The organism is Shewanella gelidii, assembly GCF_014647855.1.
Taxonomy (GTDB): domain Bacteria; phylum Pseudomonadota; class Gammaproteobacteria; order Enterobacterales; family Shewanellaceae; genus Shewanella; species Shewanella gelidii.
Genome location: NZ_BMPZ01000003.1, coordinates 112374 through 131866 on the forward strand (window position 1 = coordinate 112374; position 19493 = coordinate 131866).

A 19493-nucleotide genomic window follows, 5' to 3' on the forward strand; every position below is an offset into this window, starting at 1 on the left:
CCCCGCTAGAAACGATAGGAGAGCTGTAAAGCAAACAGCGACCATCGTTTCGCTTGCGAGGTTGGGTCACGAACAAGCAAAGGTGTTACCCAAGACGCGCCTTTGACGTCATGATATTCAGCAGCAACCATCCAATTTGAATCAGGGAACCACCGCAGCCCTACAGTCCAATCATAGGTATAGGCGTAGTATCTAGGATCCCCTGTGGTTAACTCTAAATTGGCACCATTTTTATCGTCGATATCGTCATAATGTTGATCATACCGAACAAAAGCCTCCAGCTGATAAGGAAGATAAGCTCGGATATCGGCATAAAAACCAGATGATCTTGATTCAACCTCACCGAGAAGCTCTGGATAAATGATCTGATTAATCGCGCGATCACTTGTCAAATACTCTGTAGTCAACTCAAACATCTCATAACGATACTGACCAGAGAAAACCCAAGTATGCTGAACAATGTCGCCCTCGGAATATAAAGCAGGGGCAATTGGCGAGAAATCAACACCGGCTCGATAATAACTTACCCCTAGCCTCGCGTTATCCATTTGGTAATCGATATCAAGCGCGTAGAACTCCTGAGAGTCGTACTCGCCAGAATCGACAGAGCCATTGACATTACGCAACAAATCATCGGTCACAGTGATTTGTCCATAGGACGTGTGCCAGTGAATAACTCCTGAATTCAGTGCATGGGATCCAAAGAGATCAATACCATCAATATGCAACTGGGTATCTCTGAAATAATCTGCATAAATTGATTGCGGCAACATGATGCTTGGTCGAGTAAACGGCACGTCACGAGTACTCGAGTAAAAACCAAACTCGTTTTTAAATCGACCTAGTCGAGCACCATAAAGAGAGCTATTCACATTGCGCGTATATTCGGCAAATAAGTAATCAAAATCTACGTCGGCTTCAGCCAGCTCTCCCCATTGCCTGAAGTTCAAAGCGCCTGCCATACGATAATTATCGTTAATCTTCCATGAGGAGGTAATAGAAGCTTCTGTGATATTTGCTGTATCGCCCGACTTGCCAACCACAAACTGACTATCTTCAGCTGTAGCGTAACCTTGACTGATAAACCCATTAAATTGCCACTCACTTGCATTCACCGCTGGAGAAACAAACCAAATGAGCACAGCTCCATGTAGGTATTTCTTACTGCTCCCAAACATAATTGCCTCCTGCTAATGCGATTGATTCAGAGATATATCCAATGGCGCCGGGGGTCGAATTGACTCGTTCGCGCATTTCTTCTTCAGAATCAAGAATAACGGGCCTTTCCCCGGTACCAGAGTACACAAGTCGATCCCATCGTCGTTGGAGGATGTATGGCAAAATATCTAACTGTTTAATGCAGAACTCTTGATGAAGATCAGAGTCTGGTGCCAAGATAAATACGGCAATAGGCTGCCCATCTGGCCAGAAGGTTTTCTGTTTGGAGAAAATTAATCGAAGCTCTGGTAAAGGGGTAGGAAACTGCAACACGCTATCGTGAACAATCACTTGAGCAGCTAATGTTCGCGCACAAAATAGGCACAGAACCAACATCCCTATCGTTAAAAATCGCATCCTGCTTCTCCCTCCGCAGTCTTCCTTATCTGCTCGTTTCTATTCGCTATCGGGGAACTTAGAAGACCCTGAACCACGACTTCGTGATTTAAAGTCTAGGAGAGAAACGACTCTCTCGCACAATTAATCATGAGTTTTTATGATTTGTTCAGCTATAATGCCAACCAAATTTCTATCGACAAATTAACTCTAGTGCTATCCAATCCATCGCAAGTCCTTATCCGCAATAGCGAATTATTTGAGCATCAACGTGTTCTCGTTTTAAATTATGAGAGCGACTTACTGCCTTTAAAATTGTTAGAAAACACGACAGAGGTTGAAGCACTTGCGCTGGACTACCACCACCATTTAACCATGGTGCCACACCAGAGTGATCGCCTGCACTTACACTTTGGTCATAGCCTGCCGCAAAGCAAAATTTTTGATACGGTTATTGTTTTTTTCCCAAAAGCCAAAAACCTTGCCCCCTATCTTTTTGCGCTTGCGGCAAGCCACCTATCCGAGTCAGGACAATTGCTCGTCGTCGGAGAAAATAAAGGCGGCATTAAGTCTTTGGCAAAAAACACACATCACTGTTTCTCACGCTTTCATAAACTCGACAGTGCCCGCCACTGCATTTTGTTTGCGGCCGAATTAGTGCAAAGCGCCCCGGCAATTCAATTACAAGACTGGTCGTCGAGTTATCAACTCGAAACAGCAGCGGGCACCATTGAAATTTGCAACCTTGTAGGGGTTTTTAGCGAGAAGAAAATCGATGCAGGTACAGCGTTAATGCTCGAAAACCTGCCATCTTTGCACGGTCGCACACTTGATTTTGGTTGTGGTGCAGGAGTGATAGCAGCCATATTGCTAAAACAGCAACCCGAGCTCGAGATGGAGTGTGTTGATATTAATGCCATGGCACTAGCGTCATGCGAGCTTACTTTGCAGGCAAACGATTTAAAGGCCAAAGTTTACCCCTCTGACGGACTGAAACAGACCCAAGGTAAGTTTGATGCCATCATCTCTAACCCGCCCTTTCACGATGGCCTGGCCAGTACACTGTCAATCACCACTGAATTTGTTGCCGAAAGCCGCCAGCGCCTGAATGCCAATGGACTGTGGCAGATCGTAGCCAACCGACACTTACCCTATAGTGACGCGATTGCGCAACATTTTGATACGGTTAATTGCATCGCTGAAAATAATAAATACAAGATTTACCAAAACCGAATTAAATAGCTGTTTTTCAATGAAGTGTGGCGGCAAATCGGTTGTCACACTCAATTCTTTCGGCCTTTCAGCATGGCTTGCTTCGAGAAAACGTCCACAGACTCATCAAATTACGTACCGATAAGCAGTAAATAGAAGTGCTTGTTCTATAATAAGTTAATGCGTTGTCATCCCCTTTTTATTATGTGACTTTCAAAGCAAGTATGAGGTTTATTCAAGCAAGCTCACTCACTGAGACTTTAGTCTGATTTAGGGCTGTATTGATGAAAGAAACTGCTGTTATACTCAGGTGATGTAATAAGACTGATTATTATTGTATTACCAGGGGTTTAGATGCTAGCTCCAGATCAAGTTCAACTGAGTCATGACGGTAATCAAGCAGAGCTGCGAATTACTCCGGCCTTGCACGGCCCTATTTCAGCCGACGATATTCTCACGCTGCTCAAGCAATCGGAATTTCGTCGCTTTTGCCCCATGCTGCCTGTGCATGAAAAAGCTATCAAAGAAGTCAATTCAGCCTTAGGCAGTGAAGATGAAGGTGTCGAGCTATTCTACCCGATAGCTGAACGCAAAAATGGCACCATTGATATCACGATCAGCAAAGATAAAATGGAAGCATCAGCGCTACTCACCGCCCCTTGGGGAGGGCAAGCACTCACGCTCAATGACATCTTGCAAGCCCTCAAAAACCACCAAATTAAAATGGGGTTAAAAAAGAAGCGCATCACAGTCTTAATCAAACACTATGAGCGTTTAAAGCCCGGCCAAACTTGCGAAACAATTATTGCCCAAGGAAAACAGGCTGTGCACGGTGTGAACGCCGTTATCGAGCGTAAAGTTGCCTTGGCAAGAGAGAGGTTACTACACCCACAAGAGCGAGAAGACGGCACGGTCGATATGCGGGATTTAGGCTCAATGGTTATGGTTAAGCCCAATGACGTCCTCATGCGTAAAAAACCGGCCACCGAAGGTATCCCGGGGTTCAATGTTCTTGGCGAAACGCTGCCAGCAAAACCAGGCAAAGATGCTGACTTTACCCCAGGAGAAGGCACGGAGCGATCTCCTCGCAATTCATTAGAGCTCATTGCCACAGTATCAGGCCAACCGGTTGAAACCGCCAAAGGCATGCAAGTTGATGATGTATTGCAAATCAAAGATGTCAACGTAGGATTTGGTCACGTTAACTTTAAAGGCAGCGTACTTATCACTGGTGATGTTAGCGAAGGCATGCAAGTTAAAAGCACAGGCGATATCACCGTAATGGGGTTTGTCGACTCAGCCACCCTAGAAGCTGACGGAGATATTATTGTGAGCAAGGGGATTATTGGGCGACAACAACCAAATCAAGACTTTGAAGTCTCTGCTCATATTAAAGCAAAAGGACAAATTTGCGCTCAGTTTGTTCAGTATTCAGAATTACAAGCTGAAGGCGAAGTTCTCGTCACCAAACAGTTATTGCACAGCCATACCAAAACCAATGCTAGCCTTACGGTTTGCGATCCGAATAATCGCAGAGGCGACCTCATTGGCGGGACCGTCCATGCTGACAATGGCGTAAAAGCCGTCGTGATTGGCGCTACAGCGGGCACGAAAACAGAAATCTATTGTGCAATGAATCAAGACGAAATGAAACATAACCTCAAAGAGCTCAGCGAAAGCGTCAAATCCATTGTAGTTGCAGGCCTCGATATCAATGCTCGGATTAAAAAACTCCCCCCTCAAGAAGAGTGGCAAGACGATTATGTAATGGTTGAGCAAGTCAACATGATGCTTGAACAGAAAAAAATGATTGTTGCCGAAAAAGAACGGGAAGAAGAAGAGTTTCACGCGCTAAAAAAAGAGATAAAAGAATATTATCAGAAGCATAAAGTTGAAGCGATAAAGCATATATTCCCGAATGCGGAAATTCATATCGGCCCAGCGTGGCACAAAAGCAATCGAGAACACGGTCCCTGTACTTTGCTCAATGTCGATCAAGAAATTCAATTTAATTATGCGAGTGATAGTAAAAAATAGAACTTCTCTAGGCAAAGCGCTACTGTAGAGCCCTTGAATTTATATCCAACAAGCACACTCACCCCGTGAGTGTGTTTTTCATCATACTAGGTAAGTAAACGTGGAATTATTTAACACAGAGTGCCTCGGGAGACCATTGCGCTTTGAAGCCTCTATGGCTGGCTGGCAACAAGTCTTTTGGGACAACAAAGCGGTCTCAGTCATTGAAGCCAACAGTGAACAACCCGCTATCCAATCCCATGAGTTTGAACTCAAACAAGTCTCTCATGCCGGAACCGATGCAGAACGCACGGTGAGCATTCATGTCAAAGTCGAAGTTGATCTGTGCTGGCAACCCTTTCATTTAAAATATCGAATATTCGTCAACGATCAACTACAAGATGAAGGGGGTCGAACACAGAAACAATTGGAACAATCAGCGCCAAAACACAAGGTCGCAGCAAAAGCAAAAATTAGCATCATTGGCCTCGCTTCACTTGGGTTTAAGTTGCTCAAAAGCGCCAAAATGATCAAAGTCGTATTGGCTGGAGCAAGCCTTGCCGCATACTCTTGGTTGTTTTCTCTGCCATTTGCGCTCACCTTGATTGGCTGTCTTATCGTTCATGAATATGGTCATATCAAAGCGATGCGTTATTTTGGAATGAAAACCAAAGGCATGTACCTGATCCCCTTTATGGGAGGGATGGCTGTCAGCGATGACAAAATTAATACGCGCTGGCAAAACGTTGTCATATCCATCATGGGGCCCACTTTTGGGCTATTTATGTCTCTACTTGCACTCATCCTTTACGGCTTAACCGATCACATTTTCTTCGCGGGTATCGCCGCAATGAATGCACTTTTAAACCTCTTTAACATGCTACCTATTTTACCCCTTGACGGTGGACACATATTAAAAAGCATTAGTTTTTCAATGAATAGTAAGCTTGGCCTAGCTGTCTGTGCCATTGCTGCGGCACTGGGGATATTTATTAGCTACAGCTTAGGTTTAGCCCTATTTGGTTTTCTACTACTCATTGGTAGCATAGAGATTTTTTTAGAATGGAAAACCCGTCATCATAACGACTTAATTCCTTTAGATCGCTACGGTCAAATCTTTTCAACCATTTGGTATGTCGTAACGGTTGGATTGTTAATTGGTATTATTTGGCTTTTGGCGGGTACAGGCGATGACATATTGGGCCTACCACTCAAAGTGCTACAAAGCTAAGCAAGTCCAAATCTCTTATAATCAAATAACAATTTGGCTCAGGCGGCATCAGCATTGCCGCCGTTTTAACGCGATGCTAACGAAAATTACGGGCAACAAGCACTCAAACGCTCAGGACGTTGTCCCATTTCATTTAATTTGGCTAGGTTTTCACGAATAAACTCAGGGTTTGCAGCAAGGGTATTTTTTAAGACATTCGTGGCCCATGTGGCGAGCTGAGGATTGACACGATAAAACACCCACTGACCTTGACGACGATCTTGAATAAGCTCCTGTTGCCGCAACAAAGCGAGATGTCGAGAAATTTTGGGCTGCGGTAAAGCAAGTGCGCTGACGAACTCACACACACAAAGCTCACCCTCATTTAGCATCAACAGTAAACATTTAAGTCGAGTTTCATCCGCTAAACATTTATAAAAACTTAACGCGTTAATAGTGCCTTCCCCATTTTTGTTCGTAGCCACAGCTTATACCAATAATCACTACGACCTTCAACCGTCTCGACTACGGCCGTTTGTTTTTAATCTCTTCGATAGTTTGCTCTAACATTTCTGGCGCAACGGGTTTCGCAAAATAAAACCCTTGCACTAAATGGGCTCCATGTTGTCGTAAACACTGTAGCTGCTTGTGCGTTTCTACTCCTTCTGCGACAACTTGCATCCCTAGGTTATCGGCAAGGTTAATCATTGATTTTACAATAGCCAAATTTTTAGAGTCTTCGGGGAGGTTGTCGATAAAAGATTTGTCGATTTTCAGCGTATGGATCGGCAAGTTTTTTAACTGTGCATAAGAAGAATAGCCGGTTCCAAAATCATCAATGGCTAGACGAATGCCGAGTATTTTCAAGCGTTCTAACGTCGCTAAGCAAGTTTCGGTTTCAGTTGTGGACACCAAATACTCTTCGGTCATTTCAAATTCTAACAACCCCGTTCGAACTTGTGCGGCCTCAAGGGAAGTTTCAACAAACTCAGTGAAGTGTTGGCTGTGCAATTGTCGCCCCGATACGTTAATTGCAATACTGAGTTCGCGACGGTTGGTGTTTTGCCATCGCTGAAGCTGTGAAATGGCTTGCTGGATAACCCATTCACCTATCGCAATAATTAGCCCAGTTTCTTCTGCAATCGGAATAAAGATATTCGGTGGAATCGATGCTTTATCAAATGGTGTCCAACGTAATAACGCTTCCACCCCCACAACCTCTTGAGTATCTATCGCCACTTTCGGTTGGTAAACCAGCTCGAAATCCTGTTGCTCAATCGCATTTCGCAGCCCATTTTCTATGGTCCACTGGTGTTGTGCTTGTGCCGTTAAGGCATGGGAATAAAACGCAAAATGCTGGGCGCTGGCTCGTTTTGCTTGATACATCGCACTATCAGCGTTTCGTTGTAACTCTTCCGCCGAGGTCCCATTATCTGGAAATAAGCAGATACCGATACTGCCGCGAGCATAGGCAGTCTTGCATTTGAGGGCAAAAGGCGCTTCAAATATATCGAGTAGCTGATGAGTCATCAGCAACGCCTCCTCATCTTGCTTAATGGGCTCTAATATAATGGCAAATTCATCGCCTCCGAGTCGCGCCAATAGATCATAAGTTCTCAATTTACTCGTGATACGTTTAGCAACTTCTTGCAGCAACAAATCGCCCATATCATGACCGAGAGAATCATTGATGTTCTTAAACCGATCAAGGTCGATATAAAGCAGAGCTAGCTTTGTTTGATTGCGCTTTGCCCTGACAATCGAAGATTCAAGCTGCTGCTGAAACAAAACTCGATTGGGCAAATCAGTAAGTGGGTCATGGTGCGCTATATGGGTGATTTGGGCTTGAGACTCTTTTAGTTCAGAGATGTCTTGCAACACACCAGATAAGTACTCTACGCCGTCATCAACGACTACTTGCCCCTGCATATGGGCATGAACTAAGCGTTCATTAAGTAGAATCATGCGAACATCGAGATCAAATCGCTGTCTGGTGTTGATCGCATTTTGAAATAGCGCTTTCACATGCAATCGTTCACTGGGATGTACCAAATTAAGAAATCGACTCAACCCATGGGGGAACTCAATATCGTCCAATTGGAACATCTTAGCAAGCGGCCGAGAAATCTGCAGAACATCTTGTTGTAAATCAAGGCGCCAATGCCCAAGTTTGGCAAACTCCTGCGCATACTCAAGCTTGCTTTCACTTGCTTTCAACGCTTTAAAATTTCGACTTGAACGTAAAACGTAGCGCACATGATGGGCTATCAAAGCCCAGTTAATCGGCTTGACGATGAAATCAGTTGCACCAAATTGGTAGGCTTGCTCAATGGACGCCGTATCGTCTTTACCAGTAATCATCACAATCGGCACATCCGCCCCTTTTGGGGTTCGCCGGATTGCTTTACACACTTCAAATCCATTGCACTTTGGTAAGTCGACATCCAGCAATACAAGTTCTGGTAGATGGCGTTCAAACTGCTGCATGGCTTCTTCACCATCGACAGCTTCAATCGTGCTGACCCCAAGCGAGACCAAAGCTTGCACGAGAAGCAATCGAGTCATTTCATCATCATCAACAATCAGAATTGTTTCATTGAGATGCATCTGTGACTCCTTTTTCTGCGGCCTGCAATTGTTGCTTAGTGAAATACTGCATCACCAACTGAGCTTGATGACGAATATCGACGATCAAGAGGTTCATTGTATGAACGTCTTCCTGTTCGGCGGCCTCTTCCAATTGGCGGCATAAACTTGATAACTCCGTAGCCCCCACATTGGCACAACTCGACTTTAAAGAATGGGCGACTTGGCGGCAGTTATTTGGCACCAGAGTTTCATTGGAAAAGAGTTCTAATGCCTGAGAAAGCGAACCCAAAAAGAGCTCTATCACCTTCTCCACCAACGCTGCTGCTTGTTGCGGACTCGCTTGCAAAGATGCAATGCGCTCCAGGGCGGCGGGATCCACAATTGAGTCCGATTCCGTCGCTTCACTCACTTGACGGTGAGACTCAGCAAAACTACTTCTCGGAGTGATCAGCCAAGGAATTAAGGTGTCAAATAGCTGCTCACGTGAAAATGGCTTACTTAAATAGCCGTTCATTCCTGCTGCAACACACTGCTCTCGATCTCCTTCCACTGCATTCGCAGTCACTGCCAGTATGGGTAAGTTTGATTCAACAGCGCCAGAAGATTCAAGCGCACGAATTTGCTTTGTTGCTTGTAAGCCATCCATTTGCGGCATCTGCATATCCATCAACACCAGATCGTAAACCCGGCTTTGTATAGCCTCAACCGCCTCTAAACCATGACTAACCAAATCAACCTGCAAACCGAACGACTCCAGCATTGCCAGTGCAACCTGTTGATTTACCAGGTTATCTTCTGCAACTAAAATTCGATAAGGATAAGCGAAGTGCAAGGCTTGATTGTCAGCAGTATCGACGGCCTCATCTACAGTTAACACCGACTGTAAAGCACGGATGAGTTCTCTTTTTAATACCGGTTTATGCAATAAATGGTCAATTTGTTTACTGTGGATTGTTTTACGATCCGTCACCATTGAGCTCAGCATGATGGTTTTTGGGGGCTGCTTAAACTGTCGTTCACGAATACGTTGCGCCAACTCTAAGCCATTCATCGACGGCATGTGCATGTCGAGGAATACAAGCTCAAATTGTCGCTGACCTTTTTCCGCAGCATCAAGCATACTCAGTGCTTGGTGACCGTCATTGGCAAACTCGCAAGTGACACCTAATGCACTTAAATGTTCTGCGAGCACTTGCTGATTAACGGTATTGTCATCGACAACCAACATCTGCCGACCTTGTAAACAGGACAGTGACTCAGGAATATGTTGCTCAACTGACGCGACTGCAACTAAGGGTAAGCAAAATGAAAAGTTACTCCCTTGGCCGGCCACCGAATCCACGACTAACTCACCCCCCATCATTTCGATTAACTGCCTCGCAATGGACAGCCCTAACCCTGTGCCCCCATATTTGCGATTGATGGTGCTGTCTTCTTGCTGAAATGCGCTAAAAATATGGCCTATCTTATCTTTGGAAATACCAATCCCAGTGTCTTCGACTTCAAAGCGGATTTTCAAATCATCGGTTTGACTTACTTTTAAAGTAATCGAGCCCGACTCAGTAAATTTAATCGCATTGCTCAATAGGTTGGTCAAAATCTGTTGAATTCGTATCGGGTCCCCTTGAAATGTACTATGGAGCTCAGGCGCAACCAAAATTTGCAAGGCCAACCGCTTCCTTTGAGCTTGCTCTGTGTAGAGAACAGCCAAATCTTCAATCATTTCAATTAGGTTAAACTGCACCTTTTCAATTTCCACTTTACCAGCTTCAATTTTCGAAAAGTCCAGAATGTCATTAATGATAGCAAGTAAGTTTTTGCCCGATAGATATAAAGCTTCTGAAAACCTTTGCTGTCGAGGATCAAGCTGCGTATCCCGCAGCACTTCAGCCATCCCTAAAACGCCATTCATTGGCGTTCTGATTTCATGACTCATGGTTGCCAAAAATTCACTCTTTGCTTTACTTGCTGCTTCAGCCTTCTCCTTTGCCAATAATAACTCTTCGGTACGGGCTGCAACTTCATTCTCTAAGTTTTCACCATGCTCTTCTAATGCCTGATCGCGCTGCTCCACTTGCTCCAACATCATATTGAACCCTTGGATCAGGGAGCCGATTTCATCTTCTCGAGCTTGCTCAATCCGCACGTGGTAATTTTTGTCTGCAGAAACCTGCCGCATCACCTGCGTAAGGTGAATGAGTGGGCTAGATATTTTTCGCTGCAATCGAATGGCTAACATCAGTGCAACAATGGTTCCGAAGATGACAAAAATCGGCGCTAATGAAGCCTGTACCAGTAATTGATGAGTCAACTGGCTCTGATCATTCAATAACATCACAAAACCAAGCAATTGCCCATTGAGTTTTACCGGCTCAATATGCAATAAAACTTCGTCCGTTTGTAAACGTTGAAGCTCTTCAAGTGAGTGAGTGGCCAAGCCATAGAGCGAATGCCTCTCAAAACTAGGCTGTATATATTCCGCGAGTGAATTCCCAAACTGGTCATATATTTTCGCCATAGAAATATCGGGCTTCACAGCTAAGCTATCTAATGTTTCTTGCGCTGTTTGGGTATCCATAAAGCTCACCGCTGCCGTACTTTGAACCGCGACAATTTTGGAGAGCGTTTCTAGCTGGGTTTTCGCCGATTCATGGCTATAAAAATATTGTAAGGCACCAAACAAACAAACAATGGTAATCGCGACGATAGTGCCAGAAATCAGCCCAATTCCCGTTAGCTGTTGACGTAAAGATAGTCGCGAATAATGTGGTAAGCCCATTAGCGGCGCCCTCCCTGCTGTTCAACTTGAATCGCGAGTTTCATCAAGTTCGAACTGAAAGTCAGGTCAGAGGAGCGAAGCTGGTCCATGTTCACTTCAAAACGCAAACGTTTATTGAGCTGTTTGAAATTCACCATACCGCCACTGCTGATAAAACTTGGGTCATCCCCTATCGTTAACAAGCTGCGCATTGGTAGCAAATCAAAAAGGTAGCGGAAACGTTTCCGTTCCTGCGGACTGATATATAGCAGGTGGCATTTTGAAAACTCTGCCTGTTCGGTTGGCGAGTTCAATACAATTGGGTGGCTGTCGACCAATTTACCTTCTAGCTTTTTTAGCTCGGAGACAACATCACCACGCCCATATACACATAAAATTAACGACTCATCGTTACGATGCCAGGTTCCCTCTGGCCATCGAGTAAACTTGGCAATGTTGTAAATATAAGCAGATTTTAAACTGGCAAGTTGCGGCGACGATTTCGGTGCAGCCTGCAGCTCAGTCATCCCCAGCCAAATGAAGGCGACTGTAAAAATCCCACTAACAATTTTTAAAGGATTCATTTCACTAGGTTACCAAGCATAAACAGCTTTCAAGAAAGCACTACGCTCTATTTGAGTCGGCACGGGCCAAGATTCAGAGATAAACTCTTGATGCTCATCTTTTAAAAGGTTTCGTCCCACCAATGACAACTCAAGGTGTTCACTAGCACGCCATGATAGCCTTAAATCGGCATTCACTTGACTATCAATATGAAACTCTTGTAAAACCGGCGTTCTTACCCAGCTTCGCTCTCCGGAATAAAAAAGGCGCACATCGAGCTCTACGTTGTCAGCCAGATCGAAAGCCCCCCATATGGATGCTAAATGATTCGGTGAGCGATCCTCATCGGCAGAAATTTGGCTCGCACCAACAAGAGAATCACGACCAAGCAACTTGTCTTCCAGTTGGGTATCAATATAACTATAGACAAATCGGTACTGGGCTGACTCACTTGCTTGCCACCGCGCCAAGACTTCAACGCCTTGACTATGGCCTTCAATGCTATTCTCAGACTCTAAGTCAATGGCAATGAATGGTTGCATACCAATGACATCAATTGGCGGTACACTTGGGTCAAAATAGATTGGAAGATAGTTTCGAAGATCTGAGTACTCGTTATAAAACGCTGCGACATCAAATGCTAAGTTGGGGGCTGCTTGCCAACGCCAACCAAGCTCGTATGCATCGACTTGCTCTGCACCAAACTCTGATTGCCCATTGACCTGAATCCTTGTTGGAAGTGGTGCGAGTCCTACCGGGGGACTCGTTTCCAAAATTAACTCGACTTGCGTTTCTGCAAAGGATGGCGTGCGTTTTGCCCGAGAAATAGCCCCCCACAAAGTCGTTGCCGTATTGGGTTGCCAGCTTGCTCGAACATTGGGCTGAACTTCACTATCACCGTTTTCAAAGCCATCAATTTTAACACCGGCGGTTAAAGACAGATGTTGTTCAGGAAACGTCACCGTATCTTGTGCAAATAAATTCCAACTATAAACATCATCACGAACGCTCTGCAAAATGATCATGCTTGGTAGAATTTCGGTTTCACTCCAGCGTACACCACCGCCCCAAACCACTTCATGATCAACGCGAGGAGCGAACTGATGTTGGAACTCAATATTGGCAGTATCACGATGTTCGGTCAGCTTTCCATCGACACGGTCATAATAGTCATAGCTGAATTGTAGCTGTAGCTCAGAGTCTAAGCCGGTAATTTTATGCCATCGCGCCTGAATTTTTGCGCCTTCTCCTTCTAATGTATCTTCAACTAACGAATTCAAAAAAGGCGATTCAAATAGAGGGAAAGTATGCTCTTGGTTAATATCGTTACGATACAAATCTGCTTGTACCGTCAGCCATTGCTCACTAGAGATTTGCCAGTCAATACGTCCGCCCAATTGCTTATATTCTGCATCGTTATGTTGCTTTCGGCCTGCCTCAAGCATTGGTCCCGAAGCAGAAATGCCTCCATCTAACTGTTTAGATTTGGCATAAGCCCGCGCTTTAACAGCATCACTGAACACGTAATCACCACTGATATTGGCAATATGCTTAATTTCGTTACCGGCGGTGATTGCAACAGCGGCGCGATTTTCATCATATGCCTCACGAGTGATAATATTAATCACACCGTTTACAGCATTCGCTCCCCACAGCGTTGCACCAGGACCGCGAATCACTTCGATTCGCTCAATATCTGCAATCGAGTAGTCAAAATTTTCCCAAAACACGCCTGAAAATGTTGGTGTATAAACACTTTGGCCATCAATCATTACCAGTAATTTATTGGTAAACTGTCCATTAAAACCACGAATGCCGACCGCCCATTTATTGGGGTCAACTTGCGCAGCATCGACACCGGGCACAAGTCGCAGCGCCTCAGGAATTGAAGTCGCACCGGAGCGGCGGATTTCTTCAGAAGTGACAACATAAGCAGCGGCAGCAGCTTTCGATAGCTTTTCTGCCTTTTTGCTCACAGATGTCACTTCAACTTGCATCAGTTCATCAAAACTCATTTCAGAGAAGTCACTTTGTAATGCTTTTTCGGCAAAGCAAAGGGGGGCGGCAAAGGCAGAAATACAAGTAAGAGACAGCAAAATTCTAAAATGCATATGAAATACTTCTCATTTAGGAAAACAAATATACATACGTAAATTAACTGTTAAATTAATAGCACTTTCGTGCACAATTGATCTTTAATAATCTTTGATTAGTGATAGCTATCACGTAAGTCTTCCGACTAATGAACAATATTGTTCAATTTGGACAAACCTGTATCGGCCATAGAAGCAAAAACTTTAAATGAATCAAAGAATATGAAAGATCTGATATAGAGAATTTTTCAGGCAGAGATAGCGGTAAACCCAACCCATAAAGCTGCGAGTGAATCGCCACCTATCTCAAACCGACTTTTCGACAGTCCATCAAAACGTTTAGGAACCACATAGCAGCCAAACCAGAACTGCATAGCACCGTAAAGTCACCATGGTCTTACCATGGTTCTTCAAGTCCACAAGCCTTGGTGATACTAGCTTGTGAGATGACAGCTTTTAGCATTTGTTGGATTTACTAGGATTGCCTTGAGCACAGAATCGGCATGCGATGCGCCATAGATAAACCATGGTAGAAATCTCAAGGTCGATAAAGTGGGTCAATTCGAGAGTGAAATTTGTTGATAACGAGGAAGAAAAACTGAGCTAAGACTTTGATTAGTCTAGATACAACAAAGCCCCAACCAAAAGTTGAGGCTTTATTAGATTTGATGGTACCGGTGGTCGGACTTGAACCGACACGCTCGAAAGCAACGGATTTTGAATCCGTCGTGTATACCAATTTCACCACACCGGCATATCAAATTGTCTTTACCCAAGCCAAGGTCAAATACCTCATCTGAGTAAGTGAGCAGAATTATACATTTGGAATATTGAATGGCAAGCGTTTTAATTCATATCGATGTCAAATGGGTAAAATTCAAACGCTGCTTCATTTATTGGGCATCCACTTTATTGAGCATCCACTCATCATAAGGCAAAAAAATCAAATGTGAGCAGCTATGAGTTCAACAATAAAACAGTCGATCGCAATCACAATTCGCCATCAATGAGACGCCCAACACATTTAGCAAAGCCTGTTTATTGATCAAGATCAGATTTTGTGGTGCGATTTAAAGGTAATTTAATGGGGACTTCACGAGAAAGAGGATTTCAATCATGGCTTTTTGGTTAGACTTAATGTTCGGCAACCCAGTGGGCTTACTCTCAATGATTGTTATCTTTTGCACCATAGGCATCATGTCTTACATGCTTTGGATGTTTATCGTGAAATCGAGAGATCATAACTAGAACTACTTCCTAAATGCGTGTGTAATGTTGAGTATTTTGGGAGCCTTGTTTTTAAGGCTCCCATTTTTATATGCAATAATCCTCAAAGGAATTTCTCAATTTCGCCTTCTGAGCAAACCTTAGACTCAGTTTATAACGCATGGCTTTCATGGCCAGTTTTACCACATCCTTTGAAACCTCTATCAAAATGCTTTCTTAAGCACTCCCCTAAAACGGAATGGTGTGACTGTAAATTGTATGTTTTACGGTTTGCATAGGAGCCCACCATGACGCCCATTAGCAAATGGGATGCGAAATTGCGGCTTTACGACGGGGCAGGATGAGATTTTTTATAAGTCTGACGCTTAGATAAATATATAGCGAGAATTGATAGGCTCAGCCAGCCTTTAAAATGCCAGCACCATGAAACTTAGAGGTACTAGCACCAGAAGATGGCACTAGTACCGGTAAAACTCTGCAAGGAGGCGGGGCTAAGCAGCGTGCTTTCTTGGTTGTACAATTCCACCAACAAAATGCGGGCGACTGCGAATTAATAATTGCATTTCTTCTTGTGAAGGTTCACCTGCGGGCAACCGTAATACCTGTCGATTCAAATATTCTCGAGCATGCATGGAAATTTTGTAATCCGCCGTTGGGCCATGTATTGCATAGTGACGCTCATTGCCCAAACATTCCAGTATCGATGATTTGATAAGCGACTTAACCGCTTCCTCATCCTGTGGCAAGGTTAACTTCGTACTGCCCTGTAAGAAAAACTCTCTTAGTAACGCCCTTTCTGCAGGATCAAGCAATAACACCTTACTTTCCACAGTTTGAATAACTTTCTTCTGAGTTAAATGCGCAATCGATGCATCTAAAGCAAGGTTTAGAACGCCACTGATTAAGTAAGCAAAGCCCACTATCATGCCCAAACCAATAAAATGAGCATTGCTCGATACAAATTGATCGAGTCGTAAAATTGACAAGGTAGATCCAGGTAGTGCGAGTAAGCCACCACAAGAGATCGTCAACCACAGCATTAACTGGAACAATAACCCTTTGTTTTTAAGAGATATTAATGAGTCTAATTTAAATTTTTGCATAGCAAGTTCCTGCGCCAGATTTTCAATACAATCCAGTAACTGCAAGTCTAATGCCAGCAATATGCTACTGAGCAGTAAGTATGAATCTAAATCTCGATACAATATTTCCCTGCATTTTTTTACAGCCAGACTATGCTTAAACAATACGCTCAAGGATATGAAAATATAACAAAAAACATATGATACGATTTCATAATAAGTTGATTAAAAGCCCTATAGGAAGACGGCTTACTATCTCAATTGTGCTGTTTAGCTCGTTGATCACTCTAATGACGACGGGCTTTCAGTTGCTGGCAGATTATCGTAGCGATATTGGTCGGATTGAACGTGCCTTTAGCGATATTGAAAAAGTTAACATCAACGTCCTTGCTGCGAGCATTTGGGTAATGGACGAGCAACTACTCAACACCCAGCTCAATGGATTAATCCAATTACCTGACATCACCTATTTAGAAGTATTAGATGACAGCGGCCAGCAATGGCGTATTGGTGAGCATCAACAGAAATTAACCAGCGTTATTCAGAAAAAATTCGAATTGCATTACCGCTCCAGTACCGACGAAATGCGCGTTGGTTCATTAATTATTCAAGCTGACTTAAATGCAATCTATGAACGCCTCTGGGATCGAGCCATTCTCATTTTGCTTTCTAATGCTGTAAAAACCTTTTTGGTTGCGGGCTTTATTCTGCTCTTTGTGTGGCTCAACATTACCCGCCACCTACTCCAACTCAGTCAATACTGCCAAGAAATTGATTTAGATGAGGATTTTGAACCCATACAATTTAAAAACTACACAAAAAAAGATGAATTTGATCAAGTCGCGACAGCAATAAACCAAATGCAAACGCAATTACGCCATTCCTTTACTGCAATTAAGCAGTCAAAAGCGAGCTTGCAAGATGCTTTAGCAGACAGAGAAAGGCTATTAGAAGTCGAACGAAGTTACAAAGAAGAACTCGCACACCAAGTCAAAGAACGTACCGAAGAGCTGGAACAATCTTTACTTATTCTTAAAAAGGCACAGCAAGTCATCGTTGAGCAAGAAAAAATGGCGGCCTTAGGTGGTCTGGTTTCTGGAGTCGCTCACGAGATAAACACCCCCATCGGTATTTGTTTAACAGCTGCCAGCACGCAAATCATTCGCTTAGATGAACTAATAGAGCTCATTAATTCACAGTCGCCATCATTGGAACAAATCAACATGCTGCTGGATGAGTACCAAGAAAGCTGCAACTTAATTGTGAATAATGTGACACGAGCCAGTGAGCTGATTAAAAAGTTTAAAACCGTCGCAGCAGAACAAAAACAAGAAGAAGATCAAGACTTCAATCTCAAAAGCACCATTGAAGAAATATCAGGGGCAGTCGCAGTGATGCATACCCCCAAGGAAGCAATCGTGAAGATTGATGTGCAACCAGATTTGAGAATAACAACGAACCATTCATTGTTTAATCAGGTCTTGACCAATGTTATTTCCAATTCTTTTGCCCATGCATTTTCTAATGAACAAAATAACCAACTGCTCATTCACGCTAAAATGGATGAAGGACACATTCGAATCTGTGTTCAAGATAATGGCGACGGTATCCCTCAAGACATAGCAGAGCATATGTTTGAGCCTTTCTTTACCACAACTCGCGGTAAAGGTGGGACCGGCCTAGGGCTTTCTGCAGCGTATAACGCGGCAACATTGCTAAAAGGGACAATTAGTTACGAGAATAGTAAGGTCTTAGGTGGTGCTAAATTCATTATTCGTCTTCCTGTTGGTTTTCTTGCAGAATCGAAAGATAAGCCGAGCTAAAGCTCGGCCCTCCCTACACAAGAGTTTAACCGCTTCCTCATCGACATCGAGGCTACCAGTATTCTTCAATCTGTATCGAACAAAAACTCGTGATTTACGACTTACAATTCTTCGTTGCAGTAAGCTTGACCACCTCAAGAATCACATCAACCGCCTTCTGCATCGACTCAATACAAATGTACTCGTGCTTACCGTGAAAGTTATGCCCACCTGTAAATAGGTTCGGGCAAGGCAACCCCATAAATGATAAACGCGCGCCATCCGTTCCACCTCGAATCGGTTTGATTAACGGCTCAACCCCTTGATTCTCCATTGCTTGCTTGGCGATATCAATAATATGCATGTGGGGTGTCACCTGCTCTTTCATATTGAAGTAGGAGTCCTGAATATTAATTTCAATCCGTGCGCCTGTGAGCTGGCGATTGAAAGACTCGACTTGTTCAACCAGTTGTTCCTTTCTTCGCTCAAACTGATCTCGGTCAAAGTCACGAATAATATAGGTTAGTTTCGCCTGCTCAGTCACCCCTTCCATTCCAATCAAGTGGAAAAAACCTTGATAGTCTTTGCTGTGCTCTGGCGTATCATTGAGAGGCATTTGTGCATGAAATTGGCAAGCGATGGTCTGGGCATTAATCATCACTTCATAAGCCGTCCCTGGATGGCAGTTATTTCCAAAAACAGTCACAACCGCAGAGGCAGCATTGAAGTTCTCATACTCTAGTTCGCCAATCTCGCCCCCGTCAATTGTGTATGCCCAATCAGCCCCAAAGCCCTCAACATCGAAATGATCAGCGCCGCGCCCGATCTCTTCATCGGGCGTGAAGCAAAGCTTCACTTCTCCGTGGGGGATTTCCGGATGCTCAATCAAGGTGTGAAGCGCAGTAATAATTTCTGCAATACCCGCTTTATTATCGGCTCCAAGAAGCGTGGTGCCATCAGTAGTAATCAAGCTCTGACCAATGTAACGCTTTAGACTCGGAAATTGCTTAGGGCAAAGCACTTCCGTATCGCCCAGTGCAATGACCTGACCTTGATAATCTTCAATAATCTGAGGTTTAACATTAGCACCACTAAAGTCTGGCGCGGTATCAACATGGGCGATGAAACCTATACAAGGAAGATCGGGCTGCGTTGCTGGCACCACGGCAGTCAAATAACCTTTTTCGGTTAGCTCAACTTGCTGGAATCCGAGCTGATTGAGTTCAGTAAATAATAATTCTGAAAACCTGAATTGCTTATCGGTGCTCGGAATTGAACATTGAGAGGGGTCAGATTGAGTATCGAAACTTACATAGCGAAGAAAACGCTCTAAAAGTACTTGAGTCATGGGGCTAGGGTCCAGCTAAAAAAGTTGCCCAATATTAG

14 protein-coding genes and 1 tRNA gene are annotated in these 19493 nt (G+C 43.9%); 5 read left to right on the forward strand and 10 right to left on the reverse strand.

Annotated elements, in window-relative coordinates; all coding sequences use genetic code 11:
* Positions 1–5: 5 nt before the first annotated feature.
* Positions 6–1178 carry a hypothetical protein gene (locus tag IEY18_RS07455; RefSeq protein ID WP_229779778.1) on the reverse strand — a complete coding sequence of 391 codons (1173 nt, stop codon included), beginning with the start codon at positions 1176–1178 and terminating at the stop codon, positions 6–8.
* Positions 1162–1575, reverse strand: coding sequence for a type 2 periplasmic-binding domain-containing protein (locus tag IEY18_RS07460; RefSeq protein ID WP_188919399.1), 414 nt, complete (start codon positions 1573–1575; stop codon positions 1162–1164). The genes IEY18_RS07455 and IEY18_RS07460 overlap by 17 nt, the downstream gene beginning before the upstream one ends.
* Positions 1576–1767: 192 nt before the next feature.
* Here IEY18_RS07460 and IEY18_RS07465 point away from each other — a divergent pair, with 192 nt between their 5' ends.
* From IEY18_RS07465 to IEY18_RS07475, 3 genes are all read left to right on the forward strand, one after another.
* The gene (locus IEY18_RS07465; RefSeq protein WP_188920014.1) at positions 1768–2796 is read left to right on the forward strand and encodes a methyltransferase; all 1029 of its coding nucleotides are present in this window, start codon (positions 1768–1770) and stop codon (positions 2794–2796) included.
* 324 nt (positions 2797–3120) lie between these two features.
* Positions 3121–4803 carry a flagellar assembly protein A gene (locus IEY18_RS07470; protein WP_188919401.1) on the forward strand — a complete coding sequence of 561 codons (1683 nt, stop codon included), beginning with the start codon at positions 3121–3123 and terminating at the stop codon, positions 4801–4803.
* A gap of 100 nt (positions 4804–4903) precedes the next feature.
* Complete coding sequence (locus IEY18_RS07475; RefSeq protein ID WP_229779779.1) at positions 4904–6013, forward strand: site-2 protease family protein; 1110 nt, start codon at positions 4904–4906, stop codon at positions 6011–6013.
* A gap of 86 nt (positions 6014–6099) precedes the next feature.
* Here IEY18_RS07475 and IEY18_RS07480 read toward each other — a convergent pair whose 3' ends face one another.
* From IEY18_RS07480 to IEY18_RS07505, 6 genes are all read right to left on the reverse strand, one after another.
* Positions 6100–6447 carry a metalloregulator ArsR/SmtB family transcription factor gene (locus tag IEY18_RS07480; RefSeq protein WP_188920016.1) on the reverse strand — a complete coding sequence of 116 codons (348 nt, stop codon included), beginning with the start codon at positions 6445–6447 and terminating at the stop codon, positions 6100–6102.
* A gap of 70 nt (positions 6448–6517) precedes the next feature.
* Positions 6518–8599: a two-component system response regulator gene (locus IEY18_RS07485; RefSeq protein WP_188919403.1), complete on the reverse strand. Its 2082-nt coding sequence runs from the start codon at positions 8597–8599 to the stop codon at positions 6518–6520.
* Positions 8586–11360, reverse strand: coding sequence for a response regulator (locus IEY18_RS07490; protein WP_188919405.1), 2775 nt, complete (start codon positions 11358–11360; stop codon positions 8586–8588). Before IEY18_RS07490 ends, IEY18_RS07485 begins: the two co-directional genes overlap by 14 nt.
* The gene (locus tag IEY18_RS07495) at positions 11360–11923 is read right to left on the reverse strand and encodes a YfiR family protein (protein ID WP_188919407.1); all 564 of its coding nucleotides are present in this window, start codon (positions 11921–11923) and stop codon (positions 11360–11362) included. The genes IEY18_RS07490 and IEY18_RS07495 overlap by 1 nt, the downstream gene beginning before the upstream one ends.
* Before the next feature lie 9 nt (positions 11924–11932).
* Complete coding sequence (locus IEY18_RS07500) at positions 11933–14014, reverse strand: TonB-dependent receptor plug domain-containing protein (RefSeq protein ID WP_188919409.1); 2082 nt, start codon at positions 14012–14014, stop codon at positions 11933–11935.
* 651 nt (positions 14015–14665) lie between these two features.
* Positions 14666–14750, reverse strand: a tRNA-Leu gene (locus IEY18_RS07505).
* Between the two features lie 362 nt (positions 14751–15112).
* On the opposite strand from IEY18_RS07505, the gene IEY18_RS07510 reads away from it, so the two are divergent.
* Positions 15113–15244 carry a DUF3149 domain-containing protein gene (locus tag IEY18_RS07510; protein ID WP_188919411.1) on the forward strand — a complete coding sequence of 44 codons (132 nt, stop codon included), beginning with the start codon at positions 15113–15115 and terminating at the stop codon, positions 15242–15244.
* Between the two features lie 470 nt (positions 15245–15714).
* Here IEY18_RS07510 and IEY18_RS07515 read toward each other — a convergent pair whose 3' ends face one another.
* On the reverse strand, positions 15715–16326 hold the full coding sequence (locus tag IEY18_RS07515; protein WP_188919413.1) for a superinfection exclusion B family protein: 612 nt from the start codon (positions 16324–16326) through the stop codon (positions 15715–15717).
* Between the two features lie 179 nt (positions 16327–16505).
* Between IEY18_RS07515 and IEY18_RS07520 the strand changes: the two genes are divergently transcribed.
* A complete protein-coding gene (locus IEY18_RS07520) occupies positions 16506–18128 on the forward strand; it encodes an ATP-binding protein (protein WP_188919415.1) in 1623 nt (540 codons plus the stop codon).
* Between the two features lie 94 nt (positions 18129–18222).
* On the opposite strand, the gene pepT is transcribed toward IEY18_RS07520, so the two are convergent.
* Positions 18223–19455, reverse strand: coding sequence for a peptidase T (gene pepT / locus IEY18_RS07525; RefSeq protein WP_188919417.1), 1233 nt, complete (start codon positions 19453–19455; stop codon positions 18223–18225).
* Positions 19456–19493 lie beyond the last annotated feature (38 nt).

Coding starts and splice junctions, on each gene's coding strand:
- IEY18_RS07455 (WP_229779778.1), bottom strand. CDS start 1,178: ATGTTTGGGAGCAGTAAGAAATACCTACATGGAGCTGTGCTCATTTGG.
- IEY18_RS07460 (WP_188919399.1), bottom strand. CDS start 1,575: ATGCGATTTTTAACGATAGGGATGTTGGTTCTGTGCCTATTTTGTGCG.
- IEY18_RS07470 (WP_188919401.1), top strand. CDS start 3,121: ATGCTAGCTCCAGATCAAGTTCAACTGAGTCATGACGGTAATCAAGCA.
- IEY18_RS07485 (WP_188919403.1), bottom strand. CDS start 8,599: ATGCATCTCAATGAAACAATTCTGATTGTTGATGATGATGAAATGACT.
- IEY18_RS07490 (WP_188919405.1), bottom strand. CDS start 11,360: ATGGGCTTACCACATTATTCGCGACTATCTTTACGTCAACAGCTAACG.
- IEY18_RS07495 (WP_188919407.1), bottom strand. CDS start 11,923: ATGAATCCTTTAAAAATTGTTAGTGGGATTTTTACAGTCGCCTTCATT.
- IEY18_RS07500 (WP_188919409.1), bottom strand. CDS start 14,014: ATGCATTTTAGAATTTTGCTGTCTCTTACTTGTATTTCTGCCTTTGCC.
- IEY18_RS07510 (WP_188919411.1), top strand. CDS start 15,113: ATGGCTTTTTGGTTAGACTTAATGTTCGGCAACCCAGTGGGCTTACTC.
- IEY18_RS07515 (WP_188919413.1), bottom strand. CDS start 16,326: ATGCAAAAATTTAAATTAGACTCATTAATATCTCTTAAAAACAAAGGG.
- IEY18_RS07520 (WP_188919415.1), top strand. CDS start 16,506: ATGATACGATTTCATAATAAGTTGATTAAAAGCCCTATAGGAAGACGG.
- pepT (WP_188919417.1), bottom strand. CDS start 19,455: ATGACTCAAGTACTTTTAGAGCGTTTTCTTCGCTATGTAAGTTTCGAT.